The 25,137-nt window shown below is 70.8% G+C and carries 19 protein-coding genes; 11 read left to right on the plus strand and 8 right to left on the minus strand.

Features of this window, described 5'->3' with window-relative positions:
* Together uvrB and EEW87_RS03345 are read left to right on the plus strand one after the other, a co-directional pair.
* A complete protein-coding gene (gene uvrB, locus EEW87_RS03340) occupies window positions 1–2,091 on the plus strand; it encodes an excinuclease ABC subunit UvrB (protein WP_068276044.1) in 2,091 nt (696 codons plus the stop codon).
* Window positions 2,092–2,386: 295 nt separating this feature from the next.
* Entirely contained in the window at window positions 2,387–3,370 is a 984-nt protein-coding gene (locus EEW87_RS03345; RefSeq protein ID WP_123091968.1) for a TerC family protein, read from the plus strand.
* 383 nt (window positions 3,371–3,753) lie between these two features.
* Here the strand turns inward: EEW87_RS03345 and EEW87_RS03350 are convergent, their stop codons facing one another.
* The 3 genes from EEW87_RS03350 to EEW87_RS03360 form a co-directional block, all read right to left on the minus strand.
* Window positions 3,754–4,644 (minus strand): EamA family transporter, encoded by an 891-nt coding sequence (locus EEW87_RS03350; RefSeq protein ID WP_123091969.1) that lies wholly within the window; start codon window positions 4,642–4,644, stop codon window positions 3,754–3,756.
* Complete coding sequence (locus EEW87_RS03355; RefSeq protein WP_123091690.1) at window positions 4,641–5,327, minus strand: MBL fold metallo-hydrolase; 687 nt, start codon at window positions 5,325–5,327, stop codon at window positions 4,641–4,643. Before EEW87_RS03355 ends, EEW87_RS03350 begins: the two co-directional genes overlap by 4 nt.
* Window positions 5,328–5,416: 89 nt before the next feature.
* Window positions 5,417–7,210, minus strand: a complete 1,794-nt coding sequence (locus EEW87_RS03360; protein ID WP_123091691.1) for a glycoside hydrolase family 15 protein — start codon at window positions 7,208–7,210, stop codon at window positions 5,417–5,419.
* 75 nt (window positions 7,211–7,285) lie between these two features.
* On the opposite strand from EEW87_RS03360, the gene uvrA reads away from it, so the two are divergent.
* Window positions 7,286–10,477, plus strand: a complete 3,192-nt coding sequence (gene uvrA, locus EEW87_RS03365; RefSeq protein WP_224767045.1) for an excinuclease ABC subunit UvrA — start codon at window positions 7,286–7,288, stop codon at window positions 10,475–10,477.
* Between the two features lie 97 nt (window positions 10,478–10,574).
* Here uvrA and EEW87_RS03370 read toward each other — a convergent pair whose 3' ends face one another.
* The 5 genes from EEW87_RS03370 to EEW87_RS03390 all read right to left on the minus strand — a co-directional run bounded on the left by EEW87_RS03370 (window position 10,575) and on the right by EEW87_RS03390 (window position 16,282).
* A complete protein-coding gene (locus EEW87_RS03370; RefSeq protein ID WP_240341679.1) occupies window positions 10,575–11,279 on the minus strand; it encodes an ABC transporter ATP-binding protein in 705 nt (234 codons plus the stop codon).
* A 5-nt stretch (window positions 11,280–11,284) separates the two neighbouring features.
* A complete protein-coding gene (locus tag EEW87_RS03375) occupies window positions 11,285–12,205 on the minus strand; it encodes an ABC transporter ATP-binding protein (RefSeq protein WP_083968863.1) in 921 nt (306 codons plus the stop codon).
* Window positions 12,202–13,923 (minus strand): branched-chain amino acid ABC transporter permease, encoded by a 1,722-nt coding sequence (locus EEW87_RS03380; protein WP_123091693.1) that lies wholly within the window; start codon window positions 13,921–13,923, stop codon window positions 12,202–12,204. The genes EEW87_RS03375 and EEW87_RS03380 overlap by 4 nt, the downstream gene beginning before the upstream one ends.
* Window positions 13,920–14,903: a branched-chain amino acid ABC transporter permease gene (locus tag EEW87_RS03385; RefSeq protein WP_123091694.1), complete on the minus strand. Its 984-nt coding sequence runs from the start codon at window positions 14,901–14,903 to the stop codon at window positions 13,920–13,922. Before EEW87_RS03385 ends, EEW87_RS03380 begins: the two co-directional genes overlap by 4 nt.
* A gap of 140 nt (window positions 14,904–15,043) precedes the next feature.
* Window positions 15,044–16,282, minus strand: coding sequence for a branched-chain amino acid ABC transporter substrate-binding protein (locus EEW87_RS03390; RefSeq protein ID WP_068276026.1), 1,239 nt, complete (start codon window positions 16,280–16,282; stop codon window positions 15,044–15,046).
* A gap of 201 nt (window positions 16,283–16,483) precedes the next feature.
* On the opposite strand from EEW87_RS03390, the gene EEW87_RS03395 reads away from it, so the two are divergent.
* The 8 genes from EEW87_RS03395 (at window position 16,484) to tpiA (ending at window position 25,101) form a co-directional block, all read left to right on the plus strand.
* On the plus strand, window positions 16,484–16,915 hold the full coding sequence (locus EEW87_RS03395; RefSeq protein WP_123091695.1) for a Rieske (2Fe-2S) protein: 432 nt from the start codon (window positions 16,484–16,486) through the stop codon (window positions 16,913–16,915).
* Window positions 16,916–16,959: 44 nt separating this feature from the next.
* Window positions 16,960–18,972, plus strand: a complete 2,013-nt coding sequence (gene uvrC, locus EEW87_RS03400; protein WP_123091696.1) for an excinuclease ABC subunit UvrC — start codon at window positions 16,960–16,962, stop codon at window positions 18,970–18,972.
* Entirely contained in the window at window positions 18,969–19,886 is a 918-nt protein-coding gene (rapZ, locus tag EEW87_RS03405; protein WP_123091697.1) for an RNase adapter RapZ, read from the plus strand. Before uvrC ends, rapZ begins: the two co-directional genes overlap by 4 nt.
* Window position 19,887: 1 nt before the next feature.
* Window positions 19,888–20,898: a gluconeogenesis factor YvcK family protein gene (locus EEW87_RS03410; protein ID WP_123091698.1), complete on the plus strand. Its 1,011-nt coding sequence runs from the start codon at window positions 19,888–19,890 to the stop codon at window positions 20,896–20,898.
* Window positions 20,899–20,907: 9 nt separating this feature from the next.
* Window positions 20,908–21,888, plus strand: coding sequence for a DNA-binding protein WhiA (gene whiA / locus EEW87_RS03415; protein WP_068276011.1), 981 nt, complete (start codon window positions 20,908–20,910; stop codon window positions 21,886–21,888).
* Window positions 21,889–22,060: 172 nt separating this feature from the next.
* The gene (gene gap, locus EEW87_RS03420; RefSeq protein ID WP_068276008.1) at window positions 22,061–23,068 is read left to right on the plus strand and encodes a type I glyceraldehyde-3-phosphate dehydrogenase; all 1,008 of its coding nucleotides are present in this window, start codon (window positions 22,061–22,063) and stop codon (window positions 23,066–23,068) included.
* A 30-nt stretch (window positions 23,069–23,098) separates the two neighbouring features.
* Window positions 23,099–24,313 (plus strand): phosphoglycerate kinase, encoded by a 1,215-nt coding sequence (locus EEW87_RS03425; RefSeq protein WP_068276006.1) that lies wholly within the window; start codon window positions 23,099–23,101, stop codon window positions 24,311–24,313.
* Entirely contained in the window at window positions 24,310–25,101 is a 792-nt protein-coding gene (gene tpiA / locus EEW87_RS03430; RefSeq protein ID WP_123091699.1) for a triose-phosphate isomerase, read from the plus strand. The genes EEW87_RS03425 and tpiA overlap by 4 nt, the downstream gene beginning before the upstream one ends.
* Window positions 25,102–25,137 lie beyond the last annotated feature (36 nt).

Genomic DNA, 25,137 nt, shown 5'->3' on the forward strand with positions numbered 1-25,137 from the left:
ATGCGTCCCGTGACCGATCTGCAGCGCACGGTGGCCCCCTTCCAGGTGGTCTCCGAGTTCGAGCCCGCCGGCGACCAGCCCGCAGCCATCGCCGAGCTGGCCCGCCGGGTCAACGCGGGGGAGCAGGACGTCGTCCTCCTCGGCGCCACCGGCACCGGCAAGTCGGCGACGACGGCCTGGCTCATCGAGCAGATCCAGCGCCCGACCCTCGTCATGGCGCCGAACAAGACGCTCGCCGCCCAGCTGGCCAACGAGTTCCGCGAGCTGCTGCCCAACAACGCCGTCGAGTACTTCGTCAGCTACTACGACTACTTCCAGCCCGAGGCCTACGTCCCGCAGTCGGACACGTACATCGAGAAGGACAGCTCGATCAACGAGGAGGTCGAGCGGCTGCGTCACTCGGCGACCAACAGCCTGCTCACCCGGCGTGACGTCGTCGTCGTCGCGTCGGTCTCGTGCATCTACGGCCTCGGCACCCCGCAGGAGTACGTCGACCGCATGGTCCGCCTGTCCGTCGGCGACCAGGTCGACCGCGACACCCTGCTGCGCCAGTTCGTCACGATGCAGTACACCCGCAACGACCTCGCCTTCACCCGCGGCACCTTCCGGGTGCGCGGGGACACCATCGAGATCATCCCGGTCTACGAGGAGCACGCGATCCGCATCGAGCTCTTCGGCGACGAGGTGGAGCGCGTCTACACCCTCCACCCGCTGACCGGCGAGGTGATCCGCGAGGAGCAGGAGATGTACGTCTTCCCGGCGACCCACTACGTCGCCGGGCCCGAGCGCATGGAGCGCGCGATCGTCGGCATCGAGCACGAGCTCGAGGAGCAGCTCAAGGTCTTCGAGAGCCAGGGCAAGATGCTCGAGGCGCAGCGGTTGCGCATGCGCACGACGTACGACATCGAGATGATGCGCCAGGTCGGCAGCTGCTCGGGCATCGAGAACTACTCGATGCACATCGACGGCCGCCAGCCCGGGTCCGCGCCGAACTGCCTGCTCGACTACTTCCCCGAGGACTTCGCGCTCGTCATCGACGAGTCGCACGTCACCGTGCCCCAGATCGGCGCGATGTACGAGGGTGACGCCTCGCGCAAGCGCACCCTCGTCGACCACGGCTTCCGGCTGCCGAGCGCCATGGACAACCGACCGCTGACGTGGGAGGAGTTCCTCGAGCGCACCGGTCAGACCGTCTACCTCTCGGCGACCCCCGGCGACTACGAGATGGCCAAGAGCGACGGCGTCGTCGAGCAGATCATCCGCCCGACCGGGCTCGTCGACCCCGAGATCGTCCTCAAGCCGACGAAGGGTCAGATCGACGACCTCCTCGACGAGATCCGCACCCGCACCGAGCGCGACGAGCGCGTCCTCGTCACGACGCTGACGAAGAAGATGGCCGAGGACCTCACCGACTACCTCCTCGACAAGGGCGTGCGGGTCCGCTACCTGCACTCCGACATCGACACCCTGCGCCGCGTCGAGCTGCTGCGCGAGCTGCGGCTCGGCGAGTACGACGTCCTCGTCGGCATCAACCTCCTGCGCGAGGGTCTCGACCTGCCCGAGGTCTCGCTCGTCGCCATCCTCGACGCCGACAAGGAGGGCTTCCTGCGCAGCAGCCGCTCGCTCATCCAGACGATCGGTCGCGCGGCGCGCAACGTCTCCGGTCAGGTGCACATGTACGCCGACAACATCACCGACTCGATGCAGCACGCGATCGACGAGACCCACCGGCGGCGCGAGAAGCAGATCGCCTACAACACCGAGCGCGGCATCGACCCGCAGCCGCTGCGCAAGAAGATCGCCGACATCACCGACATCCTGGGCCGTGAGGACGCCGACACCGACGCCCTCATCGGCTCGGGTCGCACCCAGTCGCGCGGCAAGACCTCGCGCAGCGCGAAGGGGGCGCCCGCCGGCGGCAACCGCGGCAAGGACCTGCCCAGCGGCGAGCTCGCCAGCCTCATCCAGGACCTCACCGACCAGATGCACCAGGCGGCGACCGACCTGCACTTCGAGCTCGCGGCCCGGCTGCGCGACGAGATCTCCGACCTCAAGAAGGAGCTGCGTCAGATGACGCAGGCGACCGGCTGAGGGGACTTCGCACAGGTGAGCCGGGCCCGACCGTCGGGCCCACGGGGTGGGCTCCGGTCGTCACGGGCCCGACGCATCTGCGACGATGGTCTGCGCGGAGGGGAGTATCCCCACGCGGTGTCCTCGTCAGCACGGCACCTCGGCCCCCTTCGGCCGGGAGGCCCGGGGTACCGGCCCCTGGGTGGGAGAGACCTCCGGACATGACCGAACCCTGTCCGGAAGGCGACCCCAGCACGTGACATCGATCCCCGCCAGCATCCCTGGCATCGCACCGAGCATCATCAGCGGCGGCACCATGGACGTGCCGACCTGGGTCTGGCTCCTCACCCTCGGCGTGGCCGCAGCGGTGCTGATCTTCGACGTCGTCCTCATCGCTCGCCGGCCGCACGTGCCGTCGAACAAGGAGGTCGGCACGACCCTCGCCGTGTACGTCTCGGCCGCCATCCTCTTCGGCCTGGGCATCTGGTGGGCCGAGGGCAGCACCCGCGCGGGTGAGTTCTACGCCGGCTGGCTCACCGAGTACTCGTTGTCGATCGACAACCTCTTCATCTTCCTCATCATCATGGCGAGCTTCCAGGTGCCGGCGAAGTACCAGCAGATCGCCCTCATGTGGGGCATCATCATCGCCATCGTGCTGCGGACGATCTTCATCTTCGTCGGCGCCGCGGCGATCAACCGCTTCTCCTGGGTCTTCTACATCTTCGGCGCCTTCCTCATCTACACGGCGATCAAGCTCGCCGTGCAGAAGGACGACGACGACGAGGAGTTCGAGGAGAACCGCTTCCTCAAGTACATGGAGAAGACGATCCCCTCCACCAAGGAGTGGAGCGCGAAGATCTTCACCAAGGAGAACGGCAAGCGGGTCGCCACCCCGATCTTCTTCGTCGTCCTCGCGCTGGGCATGACCGACCTGCTCTTCGCGCTGGACTCCATCCCGGCGATCTACGGCCTGACCAAGGAGCCGTACATCGTCCTCACGGCCAACCTCTTCGCCCTCATGGGTCTGCGGCAGCTGTACTTCCTCATCGGTGGTCTGCTGAAGAAGCTCGTCTACCTGAGCATCGGCCTGGCCGTGCTGCTCGCCTTCATCGGCGTCAAGCTCATCCTCCACGCCCTGCACGAGAACGAGCTGCCCTTCATCAACGGCGGCGAGCACATCCCGGTCCCCGAGATCCCGATCTCGGTCTCCCTGGGCGCCATCGTCGTCATCCTCGGCATCACGACCATCGCCAGCCTGTGGAAGACCCGCAAGGACGAGCGCCAGGGCGTCGAGAGCTGACCCGCCCCACCCGTCACCAGTTTCTCGGGTGACCCGATAAACCCCGGCTCAGCATGGGTAAGAAACTCGTGCTGAGCCGGGGTTTGTCATGTCGAGCGCGCGAGGAGGTGGGTGCGGACGCCCGACGCTGGAGCTCACCCGCCAGCGAGCCTCACCCGTCACCAGTTTCTCGGGTGACCCGATAAACCCCGGCTCGGCAAGAGAAAGAAACTCGTGCGAAGTCGGGGTTTGTCATGTCGAGCGGACGAAGGGGGAGGGGCCCGCCCGACCGAGCGAAGGGGAAGGAACTCACCTGTCCGGCCGAAGGGGGAGCGAGCCCATCTGTCCGACTGAAGGGGCAGGCGGACCGACCCGGCGACGGGCACTTTCTTCGCCGAGTACATCTAGGCGCCGGTCTCGGTGAGGTGGGCGGGGGTCTCGCCCTCGGAGCGCTCCCGAGGCCGGCCGAGGACGAGGACGCTGGCGACGACGACGAGCGACATGCCGACGAGCTGTGGCCCCGAGAGGACCTGGCCGAGGACGACGAGGCCCGCGAGGGCCGCGACCGCCGGCTCGAGGCTGAGCAGGATCCCGAAGACCGTCGCGCTCATCCGTCGCAGCGCGAGCAGCTCCAGCGAGTACGGCAGCACCGAGCTGAGAAGCGCCAGGCCCAGCCCCTTGAGCAGGTGCTCCGCGGTGACGGTGTGCCACCCGAGGGCGCCCGCGGGCAGCACGACGACCATGGCGACGACCATCGCCAGGCTCAGCCCGTCGAGCCGGTCGAAGACGGCGCCGGTCCGCGAGGAGCACACGATGTAGGCCGCCCAGAAAGCCCCTGCGAGCAGCGCGAGACCGATGCCCCGCCAGCTGAGCTCGGACAGCGGCAGGTGGGTGACCTCGGAGACGAGGACGACGCCGACCGCCGCGACGGCGACCGCACCGAGGTCACGGACGCGGCGCGACCCGGCAGCGGCGAGGAGCAGCGGGCCGACGAACTCGAAGGTCACGGCGACCCCGATCGGCAGGTAGGCCAGCGAGGCGTAGAAGGCCCAGTTCATCCCGCCGAGCGCGACACCGAAGAGCAGCACGGTGCGCCAGGCTGCGGGGGAGTGGCCGAGCAGGCGGGGCCGGGCGAGGACGAGCATGATCGCCGCGGCGAAGACGAGGCGCAGGAGCACGGACGTGCTCGCGCCGACCTCGGGGACGAGGGTCGCGGCCAGGGCCCCGCCGAACTGGACGGACAGGACCCCGCCGAGGACGAGGAGAGGTGCCGGGACGGCGTCGGCGCGGCTCACCAGCCCCGCTCGCGCCACTCGTCGAGGTGGGGCCGCTCGGCACCGATGGTCGAGTCGGCGCCGTGCCCGGGGTAGAAGTGCGTGTCGTCGTCGTAGACCCCGAAGAGCCGCTCGACGACGTCGCCGTAGAGCAGCTCGAAGCTCTGCCCCTCCATCTTCGTGTTGCCCACCCCGCCGGGGAAGAGCGTGTCGCCGGTGAAGAGATGGGTCGACCCCTGCGGGTCGCGGTAGGCCAGGGCGACCGAGCCGGGCGTGTGCCCGCGCAGGTGCGAGACCTTGAGCACGACGTCACCGAAGCGCACCTCGTCACCCTGGCGCAGCAGGTGGTCGGGAGCCACGGGCAGCCCGACGGCGTCGTCGACGCCGGCGTAGGTCTCGGCGCCGGTCTCGCGGGCCACCTCGGGCAGAGCCCGGTGGTGGTCCCAGTGCTGGTGCGTCGTCACGAGGTGCCCGAGCGAGCCCCCGCCGAGCGCGACGAGCGCGAGGCAGCGCTCGGCCTCGTCGGCGGCGTCGACGAGCAGCTGCTCGCCGGTCGAGCGGCAGGTGAGCAGGTAGACGTTGTTGTGCATCTGCGACACCGACATCTTGCGGATCGTCAGCGCCGGCAGCTCGCGCACGTGCACGGGCCCGCCCGGGGTGACCTCGCCGGTGTACTCGTGGGTCTCGGTCAGCGTCTCGCTCATGGCGGCACGCTACCGCCGCCCGCCCGACCGTGGGACCGGGCGTCCGGCGCCCGCCCTGCCGGGCCGAGGACCCGGGCGAAGGGGGAGCCTCAGGCGGTCGCGGTGGCCCGGGCCTTCGCGTCGGCGAGGTGGTAGGCCGCGCCGATGAGGGTGAGGTGCGAGAAGGCCTGGGGGAAGTTGCCCGCCTGCCGGTCGTGCTCGGTGTCGTACTCCTCGGCGACGAGACCGACGTCGTTGAGCAGCCCGACGAGACGGTCCATGAGCTCCTCCGCGCGCTCCACCTGGCCGGTCACCGCGAGCGCGCTGACGAGCCACCAGGAGCAGGCGAGGAAGGGGTGCTCTTCGCCGGCGAGCCCGTCGACACCGGTCTCCGTGCGGTAGCGCAGGAGGAAGCCGCCGCGCATGAGGTCGTGCTCGACGGCCGCGATCGTGCCGTGCACCCGCGGGTCGTCCGGCGGGAGGAAGCCGACGAGCGGGATGAGCAGCAGCGAGGCGTCGACCTCGTCGGTGTCGTAGTGCTGGGTGAAGGTCTGGCGCTCCTCGCTCCACCCGCGCTCGCACACCTCGGCGTGCACGCGGTCGCGCAGCGTCCGCCAGGTCTCGACGTCGCCGCTCAGCCCGTGCTCCTCGACGGCGCGGATGGCGCGGTCGAAGGCGGCCCAGACCATGACCCGGCTGTGGGTGAAGTGCCGCAGCGGGCCGCGGATCTCCCACAGCCCGTTGTCCGGCTCGTCCCAGTGGGTGGCGAGGCTGTCGACGAGGGCCCGCTGGATGGCCCAGGACTGGTGCGACTCCTCGAGCCCGAGCTCGCGGGCGTCCTCGAGGGCGATCATCACCTCGCCGAGGACGTCGGTCTGCTTCTGGTCGACGGCCCCGTTGCCGATGCGCACCGGCCGGCTGCCCGCGTACCCGGGCAGGTGGTCGAGCTCGCGCTCGGGCAGCTCGCGGCCGCCGTCGACCGCGTACATGATCTGCATGTCCTCGGGGTCGCCGGCGACGGCACGCACGAGCCAGTCGCGCCACAGCTTCGCCGTGCCGACGTAGCCCGACTGCAGGAGCGCCTCGAGGGTGAGCGAGGCATCACGCAGCCAGCAGTAGCGGTAGTCCCAGTTGCGCACCCCGCCGAAGTCCTCGGGCAGGCTCGTGGTCGGCGCCGCGACGATGCCGCCGCGACGGGTGTCGGTGAGCAGGCGCAGCACGAGCAGCGAGCGGACGACGGCCTCGCGGTGCGGCCCTTCGTAGGTGCACCGGCTCGCCCACTCGCTCGACCGCGCGACGGTCGCCTCGACCCGTCCGCCGACGTCGAGCGCCGGGGGCACCTGCTTCCACGACGAGAACCACGTGAGCGTGAAGTCCAGCGTCTCGCCCGCGCGCACCTCGAAGCGGTCGCGGTGGTGGTGGTCGTCGGGATGCGGCAGCCGGCTGCCGCGCAGGACGAGCATGTCGGGCCCGGCGATCGCCGTGAGGAGGTCGTCGCCGTGGTGCGTCGTGTGGGTCACCCACGGGGTGACCTTGCCGTAGGCGAAGCGCACGACCCACTCGTGCTCCATCTCGACGGTGCCGGACACCCCTTCGACCCGGCGGATGATGTCGGCCCGGTTGTCGCCGAGCGGCATGAGATCGGTCACCCGGACGGTCCCGGACGCCGTCTCGTGGGTCGTCTCGAGGACGAAGGAGTCGCCGCGATAGCTGCGCGTGGTGCGCGCCTCGCCGACCGGGCCGATGAGCCAGCGGCCGTGCTCGGGGGTGCCGAGCAGCGCGGTGAAGCACGACGGCGAGTCGAAACGGGGGAAGCAGAGCCAGTCGATCGACCCCCCGCGGCTGACGAGGGCGACGGTCTCGGTGTCGCCGATGACGGCGTACTCCTCGATCGGTGTGCTCATCCGCTCACCCTACGGGGGGCCGCCGAGGGGGCCGCAGGCGCAACGCTGTCGGTGGCGAGACATAAAGTTGTGGCCGTGACTTCCGCACCCCACGCCCGGCACGGCTCTGCCCTGCACGACCAGCTCGTCGTGCGAGGCGCCCGCGAGCACAACCTCAAGGACGTCTCGATCGAGATCCCGCGGGACAGCCTCGTCGTCTTCACCGGTCTGTCCGGGTCGGGCAAGTCCTCGATGGCCTTCGACACGATCTTCGCCGAGGGCCAGCGCCGCTACGTCGAGTCCCTGTCCGCCTACGCCCGTCAGTTCCTCGGCCAGATGGACAAGCCCGACGTCGACTTCATCGAGGGCCTGTCCCCGGCGGTCTCGATCGACCAGAAGTCGACGAACCGCAACCCCCGCTCCACCGTCGGCACGATCACCGAGGTCTACGACTACCTGCGCCTGCTCTTCGCCCGCGCCGGCCGCCCGCACTGCCCCCGCTGCGGCGAGCCGATCACCCGGCAGAGCCCGCAGCAGATCGTCGACCGCCTCCTCGAGCTGCCCGAGGGCACCCGCTTCCAGGTCCTCGCGCCCGTCGTCCGCGCGCGCAAGGGCGAGTTCGTCGACCTCTTCTCCGAGCTGCAGACGAAGGGGTACAGCCGCGCCCGCGTCGACGGCACCGTCGTCAGCCTTACCGACCCGCCGAAGCTCGAGAAGCAGGTCAAGCACACCATCGAGGTCGTCGTCGACCGTCTCGTGGCGAAGGGGGCGGAGCGCACCGCCCAGCGTCGGCTCACCGACTCCGTCGAGACCGCGCTGCGCCTCGCCGACGGCATCGTCGTCGTCGAGTTCGTCGACGCGCCGGTCGACGCCGACGAGCCGGGGGAGCGGCCCGCACCGCTCGACGCCCAGGGCGAGCCGCTGCCGCGCGAGCGCCGCTACTCCGAGCGGATGGCCTGCCCGAACGACCACCCCATCGAGATGGACGAGGTCGAGCCGCGGTCCTTCTCCTTCAACTCCCCCTTCGGCGCCTGCCCGCACTGCACCGGCATCGGCACCGAGCTCGAGGTCGACCCCGAGCTCGTCGTCCCCGACGAGGACCTCACCCTCGAGGAGGGAGCGATCGCCCCGTGGGCGGCCGGCACCCAGTCCGCCCAGTACTTCCAGCGCACGATGAGCGCCCTCGGCGACGACCTCGGCTTCGACATGAGCACGCCGTGGCGGGCCCTGCCGGAGCGGGCGCGCACCGCGCTGCTCCACGGCCAGAACCACAAGGTGCACGTGCGCTACCGCAACCGCTTCGGCCGCGAGCGCTCGTACTCGACGGGCTTCGAGGGGGCGATCTCCTTCATCCGGCGCCGCCACGGCGAGACCGAGTCCGAGTGGAGCCGCGAGAAGTACCAGGGCTACATGCGCGAGATCCCCTGCCCGCACTGCCGCGGCACGCGCCTGAAGCCCGAGGCCCTCGCGGTCCTCGTCGGCGGTCGCAGCATCGCCGAGGTGTCCTCGCTCTCGATCGCCCAGGCGGCGACCTTCCTCCACGACGTCGACTTCACCCAGCGCGAGCGGGCCATCGCCGAGCAGGTCATCAAGGAGATCAACGCCCGGCTGGGCTTCCTGCTCGACGTCGGCCTGGACTACCTCTCGCTCTCCCGGGCCGCGGCGACGCTCTCCGGCGGCGAGGCCCAGCGGATCCGGCTCGCGACGCAGATCGGGTCCGGTCTCGTCGGCGTGCTCTACGTCCTCGACGAGCCGAGCATCGGGCTGCACCAGCGCGACAACCACCGGCTCATCGAGACCCTCACCCGCCTGCGCGACCTCGGCAACACCCTCATCGTCGTCGAGCACGACGAGGACACCATCGAGGTCGCCGACTGGGTCGTCGACATCGGCCCCGGTGCCGGCGAGCACGGCGGTCGCGTCGTCCACAGCGGCGAGGTCGCCGGGCTGCTCGAGAGCGAGGAGTCGCTCACGGGCAAGTACCTCTCCGGCCGCCTGCAGATCCCCGTGCCGGACGTGCGCCGGCCCCAGCAGCCGGGCCGCGAGGTCACCGTGCGCGGCGCCCGCGAGAACAACCTCCAGGGCGTCGACGTCACCTTCCCCCTCGGCAACCTCATCGCCGTCACCGGTGTGTCGGGCTCGGGCAAGTCGACCCTCGTCAACGACATCCTCTACACGGTCATGGCCAACAAGCTCAACGGCGCCCGCCGCGTGCCCGGCCGGCACAAGACCGTCACCGGGCTCGTCGAGAACCTCGACAAGGTGGTCCACGTCGATCAGAGCCCCATCGGGCGCACCCCGCGCTCGAACCCCGCGACGTACACGGGCGTCTTCGACAACGTCCGCAAGCTCTTCGCCGACACCGAGGAGGCGAAGGTCCGCGGCTACCAGCCCGGTCGCTTCTCCTTCAACGTCAAGGGCGGGCGCTGCGACGCGTGCTCGGGCGACGGCACGATCAAGATCGAGATGAACTTCCTGCCCGACGTCTACGTGCCGTGCGAGGTGTGCAACGGCGGGCGGTACAACCGCGAGACGCTCGAGGTCCACTTCAAGGGCAAGACGATCGCCGACGTGCTCGACATGCCGATCGAGGAGGCCGAGGACTTCTTCGCCGCGGTCCCGGCCATCGCCCGGCACATGAAGACCCTCAACTCCGTGGGTCTGGGCTACGTGCGTCTCGGCCAGCCGGCGACGACCCTGTCCGGCGGCGAGGCGCAGCGCGTCAAGCTCGCCTCGGAGCTGCAGAAGCGCTCCAACGGGCGCACGGTCTACGTCCTCGACGAGCCGACGACCGGTCTGCACTTCGAGGACATCCGCAAGCTGCTCCTCGTCCTGCAGGGCCTCGTCGACAAGGGCAACACCGTCATCGTCATCGAGCACAACCTCGACGTCATCAAGAACGCCGACTGGGTCATCGACATGGGTCCCGAGGGCGGCGACGGCGGCGGGCAGGTCGTCGCGACCGGCACGCCGGAGAGCGTCGCGGCGCAGCACGAGCGCACCGGGTCGCACACCGGCCGCTTCCTCGCCAAGGTCCTCGCCCGGCACGACGTCGTCGAGGTCGGCGAGCTCCCCGAGCCGGTCGAGACGACGCCGGCGAAGGGGGCGAAGAAGACCGCGACGAAGAAGGCGGCCACGAAGAAGGCGACCACGAAGACCGCCCCGAAGAAGGCGACGTCGAAGACCGCCGCGGCGAAGAAGGCGACGACGACGAAGGCCACCCCGGCCCCGGCGGAGATCTCCGGCCGGGCCCAGGCCGCGGCCCGTCGCGCCCGCAAGGCCGGCTGACCCGCCTCGTCGCGACCGCCCTGACCCGACCGCCGGGCACGACGACGGGGCCCCACCGGATGATCCGGTGGGGCCCCGTCGTCAGCGGTGCGGGTGCTCAGTCCTCGCCGAGGTAGGCCTTGCGCACCTCGTCGCTCGTCAGCAGCTCCTCGCCGGTGCCCTCGGTGACGATCTTGCCGACCTCGAGCACGTAGCCCTTCGTCGCGATCTTCAGGGCGGCCCGGGCGTTCTGCTCGACGAGCAGGATCGTCGTGCCCTGCTCCTGCAGGGTCGTCACCGTGCTCATGATGCGCTTCATCATCAACGGCGACAGACCCATCGAGGGCTCGTCGAGCATGAGCAGCTTGGGGCGGCTCATCATCGCCCGGCCCATGGCGAGCATCTGCTGCTCGCCGCCGGAGAAGGTGCCCGCCGGCTGCTTCGAGCGCTCCCCGAGGATGGGGAAGAGCTCGTAGGCGGCCTTGAGGTCCTTGCGGATGCCGTCGTCCTTGCGCCCGTAGGCACCGAGGAGGAGGTTCTCCTCGACGCTCATCCGGGGGAAGATCCGCCGGCCCTCGGGGGAGTGGGCCAGGCCCAGACCCACGATGTCGTGCGCGGGCACGGTGGAGATGTCCTGACCCTGGTAGAGGATCTGGCCGGCCACCGGGCGCAGCAGGCCCGAGATCGTGCGCAGCGTCGTCGTCTTGCCGGCACCGTTGGTGCCGATGAGCGAGACGACGTCGCCCTCGTCGACGGTGAAGGAGATGCCCTTGACCGCCTGGATCTTGCCGTAGGCGACCTTGAGGTCCTTGACCTCGAGCATGGGGCTCATCGGCGCTCCTCCTCGGGCTCGTGCCCCTCGTTCTGCTCGGGCAGCTCGCCCTCGGCGCGCAGCACCTCGATCTCCTCGTCGGTGAGGTCGGACGTGTCGATCTCGTCGTCGTCCGCACCGCCGATGTAGGCCTCGATGACGCGCGGGTCGGACTGGACCTCACCGGGGGAGCCCTCGATGAGGGTCTCGCCCCGGACCAGGCAGAGCACCCGGTCGCAGAGGTTGAAGATGAACCGCATGTCGTGCTCGATGACGACGACGGCCATGCCGAGGTCGCGGATCCGGAAGATGAGGTGCATCGCCTCTTCCGTCTCCTTGGGGTTCATGCCCGCCGTCGGCTCGTCGAGCAGGATGACCTGCGGGTCGGTCGCCAGCGCACGCGCGATCTCGAGCTTGCGCTGCTCGCCGTAGGGCAGGTTGCGCGCGAGGCTCTCCGCCTTGTGGTCGAGCCCGACGAAGTCGAGGAGCTCGTGCGCGCGACGCAGGCTCTCCGCCTCCTCCTTGCGGAACTTCGGTCCCCGGATGATCGACGTGAAGGCCATCGAGGTCGTGCGGCAGTACCGCCCGACCATGACGTTCTCGAGCGCCGTCATGTTGTTGAAGAGCCGGATGTTCTGGAAGGTGCGCGCCATGCCGGCGGTGACGACCTCACGGGGTCGCGGCGGGAGCCGCTTGCCCTGGAGGGTCACCTCGCCCGAGGTGGGCTTGTACATGCCGGTGAGGCAGTTGAAGAAGGTCGTCTTGCCGGCACCGTTGGGTCCGATGAGACCGACGATCTCGCCCTCGTGGACGGTGAAGGAGACGTTGTTCACGGCCGTGAGACCGCCGAACCTCATGACGATGTCGCGCGCCTCGAGCACGACCTCGCCGGTCTCGGCGGGGGTGCGCTGCGGGGTGTCGCTCACGGTGGTGCTCATCGGGTCTCCTCCTCGATCGCGAGATTGCGGTCCTCGATGACCTCGGCCAGCTCCTCGTCGTCCTCGTGGAACTCGAGCTGGCGGCGCCTGCTCGCGACGAGGCCCTCGGGGCGGAAGCGCATCATGAGCACGAGCAGCAGCCCGAAGAGCAACAGCCGGTACTCGCTGAAGAAGCGCAGCTTCTCCGGCATGAGCTTGAGGACCACCGCGCCGAGGATGACGCCGGCGATCGTGCCCATGCCGCCGAGCACGACCGCGGCGAGCAGGAAGGCCGACTCGAGGAACTGGTACTGGTCGGGCGTCACCGAGGTGTCGTAGTGCGCCTTGACCGTGCCCGCGATGCCGGCGAGGAAGGCACCGCCGGCGAAGGCGAGCAGCTTGAGGCCGAAGACGTTGACGCCCATGGCCTCCGCCGCACGCTCGTCCTCGCGGATGGCGACCCAGCCGCGCCCGATCCGGCTGTTGTTCATCCGCGCGAAGACGAGGATGAAGATGCCGGTGAGCAGGAGCATGAGCAGGTAGTAGTTCGCCGCCCGGCTCAGCTCGATGCCCGCGACGGTGTGGGTCGCCCCGAAGTCGAACCCGAAGATCTTGAGGTTCGGGATCGCGGTGACGCCGTTGGGCCCGTTCGTGAGGTCGGGGCCGTTGTTGCCGTCGAGGTTGAACATCGTCAGACGGAAGATCTCGCCGAACGCCAGGGTGACGATGGCGAGGTAGTCGCCGCTGACCCGCAGCGTCGGCGAGCCGACGATGAGGCCGAGGAAGGCCGAGAAGAGCCCGCCGATGAGCGCGGTGACGATGAAGGGCGGGTGCCAGTCGATCTGCGAGGACGCCGCGCCGGACAGGATCGCGCCGACGTAGGCACCGGCGCCGAGGAAGGCGATGTAGCCGAGGTCGAGCAGACCGGCGAGGCCGACGACGATGTTGAGGCCGATGGCGGTCGTGGCGAAGATGAGCACGCCCGTCGCGATCGACATGTTGATCTCGGACCCGTCCTGGGTGAACGGGAAGAGGAAGGCCGCGGCGAAGGCGCCCAGGGTGAGGACGTGGCGGTGCCGCTGCGCGGCCGCCCCGACGTACCCGAAGAAGCCGGCCTTGGCCAGACCCGTCCCGATGACCCCGACGGTGACGAGGAAGAGGACGAAGACCCACGCGTCGTCGCGCCCGAGGGCGTACGCGGCGATGGCCAGGGCCACCGCGCAGATGATCGCGATGAGCGCGATCTCGACCGTGCTCGGCGCCTTGACCGTGAAGGCGTCACGGGTGGCGACGAGCGGCCGGGCGAGGACGCCGCCGGCGAGGGTGACGAGGGCACCGACGAGGGCGACGTACACCCCTTCGTTGGCGTTGATGAGACCGCCCGCCTGGACCGCGACCCCGACGAGGGAGAGCGCGGCGAAGGCCGTCGACCCGATGCCGAGCGCCAGCAGCGCCGGCCCGGCCGAGAACCAGCCGATGACGGGGGCGAGCAGGCTGCGCGAGAGCGCGACGACGAGCACGGTGATGCCGAGCAGCATCGCGAAGATCTGCAGGCTCACCGGCCAGAAGCGGATGCTGATGTCGCCGAAGATCGGCTCGTAGGACCAGGACAGCAGACCCGAGACGAGCAGCAGGGCGCCGCCGACGAGACCGAGGATCACCCCGAGGCCGGAGCGGTCCGCCGGGGCCGAGGCCTCGGCGTGCTGGGGGTGCTGAGGAGCTGTGGTTGCGGTGCTCATGCGCGGTCGACCACCTTTGCGCCGAGGAGGCCCTGCGGCCGGAAGACGAGGATGAGGATGAGCAGGGCGAAGGCCCACACGTCCTTCCAGCTGGAGCCGCCGAACTGGTCGAGGCCGAAGGGCAGGAGGGTCGTGTACTGGGTCACGAGGGTCTCGACGACGCCGAGCACGAGCCCGCCGACGATCGCGCCCCAGATGTTGCCGATGCCGCCGAGGACCGCGGCCGTGAAGGCCTTGAGACCGGCGATGAAGCCCATCTTGAAGTTGATGTTCGTGTTGAGCAGGCCCTGCGAGACGCCGGCGATGGCGGCGAGCGCGGCGCCGATGGCGAAGGCCACGACGATGGTGCGGTCGACGTTGATGCCCATGAGGCGGGCGGTGTCGGGGTCCTGCGAGACGGCCTGCATGCCACGACCCGTGCGGGTCTTGGTGACGAAGTAGTAGAGCAGGGCGCCGCAGATGACGAGGCAGGCGATGGTGAAGATCGCCGCGCGCTGGATCGTCACGCCGAAGATCTCGAAGGCCGGGCCGGTGACGACGTCGATCTGCGGGAAGGGGATCTTCTGCTTCGCGCTCGGGAAGTCGAGCGGGTTGGCCTCGGAGACGATGAACGGCCGGTTGTAGAAGAGCCGGACGAACTCCTGGAGGAAGACCGAGATGCCGATGGCCGTGATGAGCGGGGCGAGACGCGGGGCGCCGCGCAGCGGCCGGTAGGCGACGCGCTCGGTGAGGACGGCGACGCCGACCGAGGCGATGATCGCGCCGATGACCATGACCGGCAGGATCCACAGGGCGGTCTGGCCCTGGAAGAGGATGAGGTAGGTGCTCAGCGCGCCGAAGGCGCCGATCATGAAGATCTCGCCGTGAGCGAAGTTGATGAGCTGGACGATGCCGTAGACGACGGTGTACCCGACGGCGATCAGCGCGTAGAGCGAGCCGATCGTCAGCCCGTTCACGAGCTGCTGCAGGAACAGGTCCACGAGGCCTCCTGGGTGTGGGGAGGGACGGGGGAGGGGGCGAGGGTGGCCCCGCGAGGTCGCCGTGGCGACCCGGGGACGGGGCGAGGGCTGTGCGCCCCCGCCCCGTCACCTGCTCGACGGCGAGATGCCGTCGCGCGGGATCACTTCTCGGTGAACTCCTCGGTGGAGACGTCGGTCCACTTGCCGTCCTTGACCTCGTAGGCCGTGAGGACGCGGGTCGTCGTGTCGCCGAACTCGTCGAAGGCGACCTTGCCGGTCGCGCCGTCGAAGGAGACGTCCTTCATCGCGTCGATCGTGGCCTGGCGAGCGCCCTCGACGTCGTCGGCGTCCTTGAGGGAGACCTTCATCGCCTCGATGATCGCGTTGGCCGCGTCGTAGGACTGGGCGCCGTAGGCCTCGTAGGGGTCGGAGTAGCCACCGGCCTCGTAGGCGTCGACGAAGGCCTTGGCCGAGTCGAGCTTCTCGGTCGGGGCGCCGATCGAGGTCGCGAGGTCGCCGTTGCTGTTCTTGCCGGCGAGCTTGACGAACTCGGGGCTGAAGATGCCGTCGCCACCCATGAGCGGGACGTCGAGGCCCTGGGCCTTCATCTGCTGGCTCAGCGGGCCGGCCTGGGGGTACTCGCCGCCGTAGTACACGGCCTTGGGGTTCTTGGCCTTGACCGAGGTGACGACGGCGTCGTACTTGTCGTCGTCGGGGTTGATCGTCTCGGCCGCCACGACCTTGCCGCCGAGCTTCTCGAACTCGGAGGTGAAGGACTCGACGAGACCCTGGCCGTAGGCCTTCTTGTCGTGGATCGTCGCGACCTCCTTGATGCCCGCCTTCTCGAAGAGGTAGCGCGCGGCGAAGGGGCCCTGGACGGCGTCGGTGGTGCAGGTGCGGAAGTAGTTCGCGTACGGCCGCTGCGGGTTGTCGGGGTCCTCGCCCTTGGTGAGGGAGACACCGGTGTTCGCCGGGGAGACCTCGACGATCTTCGCGGTGTTGAGGACCGGGGCGACCGTGCCGGCGACGGAGGAGTTGAGCGTGCCGACGACGCCGATGACGTCCTTGTCGCCCGCGAGCTTGGAGGCGGCGTTCTTGCCGACGTCGGGGTTGGCCTGGTCGTCCTCGGCCGCGACCTCGATCTTCCAGCCCTCGAGCTCACCGGACTCGTTGGCCTCCTTGACCGCGAGGTCGACGGAGTTCTCGATGCCCTTGCCGAGGGCGGACAGGTCGCCCGACAGGGGCGCGATGACACCGATCTTGACGACCTTCTCGTCGCCACCGCCGCCGCTGCCCGCGCCGTCGCCGCCACCGTCGCCACCGCGGGTCCCGCAGGCGGACAGTGCCATCGACATCGCGAGGAGCGTGGCCCCTGCTGAGATGACGGATCGCTTGGTCACGTTTCCTCCAGATGAAGAGATGCCGGGTCGTGCCCGGTGATCCACGACTGGCTCGTGGGCTGGCGTCAAGGTAGTGCGGTTCGTCGTCGGGCTGACCTCCCCATGCACGCACCGTGTCCGACCTGTTACCAGCGACGTCCTCCCAGGACCTGCACAGGCCGTTCGGGGCTCGTTCCTTGACAGCACTGCCAGGGTGGCGGCGTGAGCATTCACGAGCAGCCCCTGACCCGTCGTGCCGCCCTCGTCGTGCCCGCCGGCGGCGTCCTCGCCCTCTCCGCGTGCGGGGGTGACGGCGGGGGCTCGGGCGAGAGCACGAGCTCCTCGGCCGGCTCCGGTGACGCGGCCGCCGCCGGCGGGGTCTCCGTGCCGACGGCGGACGTCCCCGTCGGCGGCGGTGTCGTCCAGGACCGGGTCGTCGTCACCCAGCCCACCGAGGGCGAGTTCAAGGCCTTCGACGCGACCTGCCCCCACCAGGGCTGCGCCGTGGCGAAGGTCGAGTCCGGCACGATCACCTGCCCGTGCCACGGCAGCACCTTCGACGCCAGCACGGGCGACGTCACGGGCGGGCCCGCGCAGAAGGGGCTCACCGCGAAGGAGGCCACGGTCGACGGGGACACCGTCACCGTCGCCTGAGGGTCACCCCCTTCGCTGTCAGCCCGCCCGCCTAGGGTGAGCGGGTGGCCGACCCAGCGACCTACCGCCCTGCCCCGGGGTCGATCCCGACCGACCCCGGCGTCTACCGGTTCCGTGACGCCCACGGCCGGGTCATCTACGTCGGCAAGGCGAAGTCGCTGCGCTCGCGGCTGTCGTCCTACTTCCAGGACATCTCCGGGCTGCACCCCCGCACCGCACGGATGGTGCGCACCGGCGCCTCCGTCGAGTGGACCGTCGTGTCGACCGAGGTCGAGGCGCTCCAGCTCGAGTACGCGTGGATCAAGGAGTTCGACCCGCGCTTCAACGTCAAGTACCGCGACGACAAGTCCTACCCCTACCTCGCGGTGACGATGTCCGAGGAGTTCCCGCGGGCGATGGTCATGCGGGGGAGCAAGCGCAAGGGGACCCGCTACTTCGGGCCGTACACCCACGCGTGGGCGATCCGCGAGACCCTCGACCTGCTCCTGCGCGTCTTCCCGGTGCGCACGTGCAGCAACGGCGTCTTCCGGCGCGCCCAGCAGGTCGGGCGTCCCTGCCTGCTCGGCTACATCGACAAGTGCTCGGCGCCGTGCGTCGGCCGGGTCGACCCCGACGAGCACCGCGCCATCGCCGAGGAGCTGTGCGACTTCATGGCCGGCAGCTCCGACCGCTTCGTGCGCCGGCTCCAGGCCCGGATGCGCGAGGCCTCCGCCGAGCTCGACTTCGAGGCCGCCGCACGGCTGCGCGACGACATCGGCGCGCTCACCAAGGCCCTCGAGAAGTCCGCGGTCGTCCTGCCCGACGGCACCGACGCCGACGTCTTCGCCCTCGCCGACGACGAGCTCGAGGTCGCCATCCAGGTCTTCCACGTCCGCGGCGGTCGCATCCGCGGCCAGCGGGGCTGGGTCGCGGAGAAGGACGCCGAGACCCTGCCCGAGGTCGTCGCCCACCTCCTGCAGCGCGTCTACGGCGAGGAGGAGGTGCCGCGCGAGGTCCTCGTCCCGGTGCTGCCGGACGACCCCGACGCGATGACGCAGTGGCTGCGGACCCGGCGCGGCTCGCACGCCGACCTGCGCGTCCCGCAGCGTGGCGACAAGCGCGCGCTCATGGAGACCGTCGAGCGCAACGCCACCCAGGCGCTCGCCCGCCACAAGGTCGCCCGTGCCGGCGACCTCACGGCGCGCAGCCAGGCCCTCCACGACGTCCAGGAGGCGCTCGGCCTCGACGACGCGCCTCTGCGCATCGAGTGCTTCGACATCTCTCACATCCAGGGCCAGGAGGTCGTCGGCTCGATGGTCGTCTTCGAGGACGGCCTGCCCCGCAAGTCCGAGTACCGCCGCTTCGTCGTGCGGGGCGACGTCGACGGGCGCACCGACGACACCGCGGCGATGCACGAGGTGCTCACGCGACGCCTGCGTCATCTCGTCTCCGTCGACGAGCACGGCGGCGACCGCCCGGGCATCGACGAGGAGACCGGCCGACCCCGGCGCTTCGCCTACCCGCCCAACCTCGTCGTCGTCGACGGCGGCGCGCCGCAGGTGGCCGCCGCCCAGGCGGTCGTCGACCGGCTCGGCATCGAGGACGTCGCCCTCGTCGGCCTGGCCAAGCGCCTCGAGGAGCTGTGGCTGCCCGGCGAGGAGCACCCGGTGATCCTGCCGCGCAGCTCCGAGGGGCTCTACCTCCTGCAGCGGGTGCGCGACGAGGCGCACCGCTTCGCCATCACCTTCCACCGCCAGCGCCGCAGCAAGGCGATGACGGTCTCCGCGCTCGACTCGGTCCCCGGGCTGGGGCAGATGCGCAAGGCGGCGCTGCTGGGCCGCTTCGGCTCGGTGAAGCGGATCCGGGCGGCGAGCGTCGAGGAGCTCGCCGAGGTGCCGGGCATCGGCCCGGCGACCGCAGCCCGGATTGCGGCAGAGTTGGGCGCGCAGGCCCCCGAGCCGGCCGTCGACCCGCGCACCGGCGAGGTGCTCGACGACGCGCCCGCCCCGGTGGCGGGCGCCGACGCCGGGGCCGCGGCAGAGCAGGTCCCCACCCGAGAGCAGGAGGACGCACGATGAGCAGCGACGGGCCGCAGGAGCAGGGCCAGGGCGCCGACGAGCTGCCGGAGGTCTTCGTCGTCACCGGCATGAGCGGCGCGGGTCGCTCGACGGTCGCCAACGTCATGGAGGACCTCGGCTGGTACGTCATCGACAACCTGCCGACGATCATGCTGCCCCAGCTCGTCGAGCTGGCCACCGAGGCCGACGACGGCCGCGCGCAGGGCCTGCGCCCGCGCAAGGTCGCCATCGTCCTCGACATCCGCGCGCGAGGTTTCGCCGACCTCCACGAGTCGGTGGAGAAGCTGCGGGCGAGCGGCTGGACCCTGCGGCTGCTCTTCCTCGACGCGACCGACGAGGCGCTCGTGCGCCGCTTCGAGTCGGTGCGGCGCCCGCACCCGCTCCAGGGCACGGGCCGGCTGCTCGACGGGATCCAGCAGGAGCGCGCGCGCCTGGCGGACCTGCGCTCGTCGGCCGACCTCGTCATCGACACCTCGGGCCTGAACGTCCACCAGCTGTCGCGCAAGATCCACCCGCTCTTCACGACGACGGCCGGTCACAAGGTGCGCCTCGCGCTCATGTCCTTCGGCTTCAAGTACGGCGTCCCGCTCGACGCGGACTACGTCTTCGACATGCGCTTCCTGCCCAACCCCTACTGGGTCCCCGAGCTGCGATCGCACACCGGCCGCGAGGCCCCGGTCGCCGAGTACGTCCTGCGTCAGGAGGGAGCCGGCGACTTCCTCGACTCCGTCGAGCGGCTCCTCGAGCCGGTGATCGCCGGCTACCTGCGCGAGAACCGCAAGTACGTGACCCTCGCCGTCGGGTGCACGGGCGGCAAGCACCGCAGCGTCGCCGTCGCCGAGGAGCTGGCCTCCCGGCTCGCCGGCGAGGACGTCGAGACCTTCGTCGTCCACCGCGACCTCGGGCAGGAGTGAGATGACGGCCGCATTCACCCTCCCCGCGTCCATCACCCCCGAGCGTCACCTCGAGGTCGTCGCCCTCGGCGGCGGCCACGGCCTGGCTGCCTCGCTCACCGCGCTGCGCCACATCAGCGACGCCGTGACCGCCGTCGTCACCGTCGCCGACGACGGCGGCTCGAGCGGGCGGCTGCGCGAGGACTTCTCCGTACTGCCCCCGGGCGACCTGCGGATGGCTCTCACCGCGCTGTGCGACGACAGCGACTGGGGCCACATGTGGTCGGCGGTCCTGCAGCACCGCTTCGACGGCGACGGCGACCTCGGTGGCCACGCCCTGGGCAACCTCCTCATCGTCTCGCTCTGGCAGCTCATCGACGACCCGGTCGCCGGTCTCGACCTCGTCGGACGACTGCTCCAGGCCCGGGGGCGGGTGCTGCCGATGTCGGCGGTCCCGCTCGAGCTCATGGCCCAGGTGCGCGGCGTCGACCCGGCCGACCCCGACGACCGCTCGACCGTCGTCGGTCAGGTCGAGATCGCGCGCACGACGGGGGTCGTCGAGTCGATCGCCGTCCTCCCGCACGACCCGCCGGCCCGCCCGGAGGCCGTCGAGGCCGTCCGCGGGGCCGACGCCGTCATCCTCGGCCCGGGGTCGTGGTTCACGTCCGTCCTCACGCACCTGCTCGTGCCCGAGCTGCGCCAGGCGCTCGTCGAGACCGACGCGCACCGCATCCTCACCCTCAACCTCGAGATGAGCACCGACGAGACCCAGGGCTTCTCCGCCGTCGAGCACATCGAGCGCCTGCGCAGCACGGCGCCCGAGCTCCACGTCGAGACGGTGCTCGCCGACCCCTCGGTCGTCGACGACCGCGAGGGCCTCGAGCGGGCCTGCGCGAGCATCGGCGCCGAGCTCGCCCTCTACGAGGTCGCGCAGCCGGGGCGTCCGGGGCAGCACGATGCGCTGCGACTGGGTGCGGCGTACCGTGACATCCTCGAGCTGCCCCGGAGATCCCGGGGGAGCCGCGAGAGGTAGGACGCACGCATGGCGATGACCGCACGGGTCAAGGACGAGCTGAGCCGGCACGAGGTGACGAAGACCTGCTGCCGCAAGGCCGAGATCGCCTCGGTGCTGCGCTTCGCGGGCGGTCTGCACATCGTCGGCGGGCGGATCGTCGTCGAGGCCGAGCTGGACACCGCTCACGCCGCGCGTCGCCTGCGCCGCGACATCGCCGAGGTCTACGGCCACGAGTCCGAGCTGCTCGTCCTCGCCGCCGGCGGCCTGCGCCGCGGCACCCGCTACGTCGTGCGGGTCGCCCGGGAGGGCGAGGCCCTCGCCCGCCAGACCGGTCTCGTCGACGGCCGCGGGCGGCCCGTGCGTGGTCTGCCCCCCAAGGTCGTCGGCGGCTCCCAGTGCGACGCGGTCGCCGCCTGGCGCGGCGCCTTCATCGCCCACGGCAGCCTCACCGAGCCCGGCCGGTCCTCCTCCCTCGAGGTCACCTGCCCCGGTCCCGAGTCGGCCCTCGCCCTCGTCGGGGCCGCCCGCCGCCTCGGCGTGCCGGCCAAGGCGCGGGAGGTGCGCGGCGTCGACCGCGTCGTCATCCGGGACGGCGACGCCATCAGCGCCCTCCTCGTGCGCCTCGGGGCCCACGACGCCGTCCTCGCCTGGGAGGAGCGGCGGATGCGCCGCGAGGTCCGGGCGACCGCCAACCGGCTGGCCAACTTCGACGACGCCAACCTGCGACGCTCCGCCCGGGCGGCCGTCGCCGCCGGGGCACGGGTGCAGCGCGCGATGGAGATCCTCGGCGAGGACATCCCCGACCACCTCGAGCAGGCCGGCTCTCTGCGCGTCGAGCACAAGCAGGCCTCGCTCGAGGAGCTCGGCCGTCTCGCCGACCCGCCGATGACCAAGGACGCCGTCGCCGGCCGGATCCGCCGTCTGCTCGCCATGGCCGACAAGCGCGCCGCCGAGCTCGGGATCCCCGACACCGAGGCCTCGCTCTCGGCCGACCTCCTCGACGGCTGACACCCCCTTCGCGCCCCTGCCCACCCCCTGTCGGCCACCCGCCGAGCACCTCCCGACCACCCGGCGTCCGCATCGCCGACCGGTGCGACGCACCTCACCCCGACCCCCTAGGGTGGAGGGGCACCCTGGGCCGCGCTGAGGCGGCCGACTCGACCACCTGAGAGGCATCACAGTGACCGTTCGTGTTGGGATCAACGGCTTCGGCCGCATCGGCAAGAACTTCTACCGCGCCGTGCTGGCGTCCGGCGCCGACATCGAGGTCGTCGCCGCGAACGACCTCATGGACAACAAGACCCACGCGCACCTGCTGAAGTACGACTCGATCCTCGGTCGTCTCGGCCAGGACGTCACCTACGACGACGACTCCATCAGCGTCGGCGGCAAGCGCATCCGCATCTTCGAGGAGAAGGACCCGGCGAAGATCGACTGGGCGAGCGAGGGCGTCGACGTCGTCGTCGAGTCCACCGGCTTCTTCACCGACGCGACGAAGGCCAAGGCCCACATCGACGGCGGTGCGAAGAAGGTCATCATCTCGGCCCCGGCCAAGAACGAGGACATCACCATCGTCATGGGCGTCAACGACGACCTGTACGACCCGCAGAAGCACACGATCATCTCCAACGCGTCGTGCACGACGAACTGCCTGGCCCCCATGGCCAAGGCGCTCAACGACGGTCTGGGCATCGAGCGCGGTCTCATGACGACCATCCACGCCTACACCGGTGACCAGCGCCTCCACGACGCCCCGCACAGCGACCTGCGTCGCGCCCGCGCCGCCGCGCTCAACATCGTCCCCACCTCGACCGGTGCGGCCAAGGCCGTCGCCCTCGTCCTCCCCGAGCTCAAGGGCAAGCTCGACGGCTACGCCCTGCGCGTGCCGGTCCCCACCGGCTCGGCCACCGACCTCACCTTCACCGCCGGTCGCGAGACGACCGTCGAGGAGGTCAACGAGATCGTGCGCAAGGCCGCGGAGTCCGGCCCGATGGCCGGCCGTCTCGTCTACACCGAGGACCCGATCGTCTCCAAGGACATCGAGACCGACCCGGCGAGCTGCATCTTCGACGCGGGCCTGACCAAGGTCATCGGCGACCAGGTCAAGGTCGTCGGCTGGTACGACAACGAGTGGGGCTACTCCAACCGCCTCGCCGACCTCTGCCTGCTCGTCGGCCAGAGCCTCTGACCCACCTCGGCTGACAAGGACGCACGGATCGTGAAGACCATCGCCGACCTCGGAGAGCTGCGCGGCCAGCGCGTGCTCCTGCGGTCCGACCTCAACGTCCCGCTCGACGGGAGCACCATCACCGACGACGGACGGATCCGTGCCTCGCTGCCGACGATCCGCGAGCTGACCGAGGCGGGTGCGCGCGTCGTCGTGTGCGCCCACCTCGGTCGGCCCAAGGGCGCTCCCGAGGAGCGCTACTCGCTGCGCCCCGTGGCGCAGCGCCTGGGCGAGCTGCTCGGCCAGGACGTCGCCTTCGCCACCGACACGGTGGGGGAGTCGGCGAAGGGGGTCGTCGCGGACCTCCAGGACGGCGACGTCGCCGTCCTGGAGAACCTGCGCTTCAACCCGGGCGAGACGAGCAAGGACGAGAGCGAGCGCGGTGCCTTCGCCGACGAGCTCGCCGCCCTCGCCGACGCCTACGTCAGCGACGGCTTCGGCGTCGTGCACCGCAAGCAGGCCTCGGTCTACGACGTCGCGACCCGCCTGCCGGCGGCCGTCGGCGGTCTCGTGCGCACCGAGGTCGACGTGCTGCGCCGCCTGACGAGCGAGCCCGAGCGGCCGTACGCGGTCGTCCTCGGCGGCGCGAAGGTCTCCGACAAGCTCGGCGTCATCGACAACCTCCTCGGCACCGCCGACCGCCTGCTCGTCGGCGGCGGGATGGTCTTCACCTTCCTCGCCGCCCAGGGCCACGAGGTCGGCACGAGCCTGCTCGAGGCCGACCAGGTGGACCGGGTCCGCGAGTACCTCGAGCGGGCCGAGCGCGACGGGGTCGAGATCGTCCTGCCCGTCGACGTCGTCGCCGCCACGGAGTTCTCCGCGGAGGCCGACCACGAGGTCGTCGCCGCGGACGCGATCCCCGCCGACCGCATGGGTCTCGACATCGGCCCGCGCTCCGGCGAGCTCTTCGCCTCGCGTCTGGCCGACTGCCGCACCGTCTTCTGGAACGGCCCGATGGGGGCCTTCGAGATGGCCCCCTACGCCGCCGGGACGAAGGCGGTCGCCCAGGCGCTCGTCGACGTCACCGCGACCGGCGCGCTCACCGTCGTCGGCGGTGGCGACTCGGCCGCCGCGGTCCGTCAGCTCGGCTTCGAGGACGCCGACTTCGGGCACATCAGCACCGGGGGCGGCGCGTCCCTGGAGTACCTCGAGGGCAAGGAGCTCCCGGGGCTGCAGGTCCACGAGACCCAGGAGGGCACGCGATGACCGGCCGCACCCCGCTCATGGCGGGCAACTGGAAGATGAACCTCGACCACATGCAGGCCGCGCACCTCGTGCAGAAGCTCGACTGGACGCTGCGCGACGCCAAGCACGACCACGCGGCCGTCGAGGTCGTCGTCGTGCCGCCCTACACCGACCTGCGCTCCGTGCAGACCCTCGTCGACGGCGACAAGCTCGCCCTGCGCTACGGCGCGCAGGACCTCTCGCAGCACGACAGCGGCGCGTACACCGGCGAGATCTCCGGCGCCTTCCTCGCGCGCCTCGGCTGCACCTACGTCGTCGTCGGCCACAGCGAGCGCCGTGAGCACCACGGCGAGAGCGACGAGGTCGTCGCGGCGAAGGCCGCCGCGGCCTACCGTCACGGGCTCACCCCCGTCGTGTGCGTCGGCGAGGGTCTCGAGGTCCGCCAGGCCGGCGAGCACGTCGCGCACGTCGTCGAGCAGGTGCGCGGCTCGCTCGCGGGCCTGAGCGAGGAGCAGCTGGCCACCGTCGTCGTCGCCTACGAGCCCGTGTGGGCCATCGGCACCGGTGAGGTCGCCACGCCCGAGGACGCCCAGGAGGTGTGCGCCGCGATCCGCGAGGAGCTCGCGCAGATCGCCTCGCCCGAGGTCGCCGACGCGGTCCGGGTCCTCTACGGCGGGTCGGTGAAGTCCGGCAACGTCGCGGCGATCATGGCCGGCGCCGACGTCGACGGCGCGCTCGTCGGCGGGGCCTCGCTCGACGCCGAGGAGTTCGCCGCCATCTGCCGCTACCAGGCGCACCTCACCACCTGATCCGGCGTGGGCAGGTATCCTGCCGTGTCAGACCGA

Origin of the sequence: Janibacter melonis, from assembly GCF_003721155.3 — a bacterium.
Classification (GTDB): Bacteria; Actinomycetota; Actinomycetes; order Actinomycetales; family Dermatophilaceae; genus Marihabitans; species Marihabitans melonis.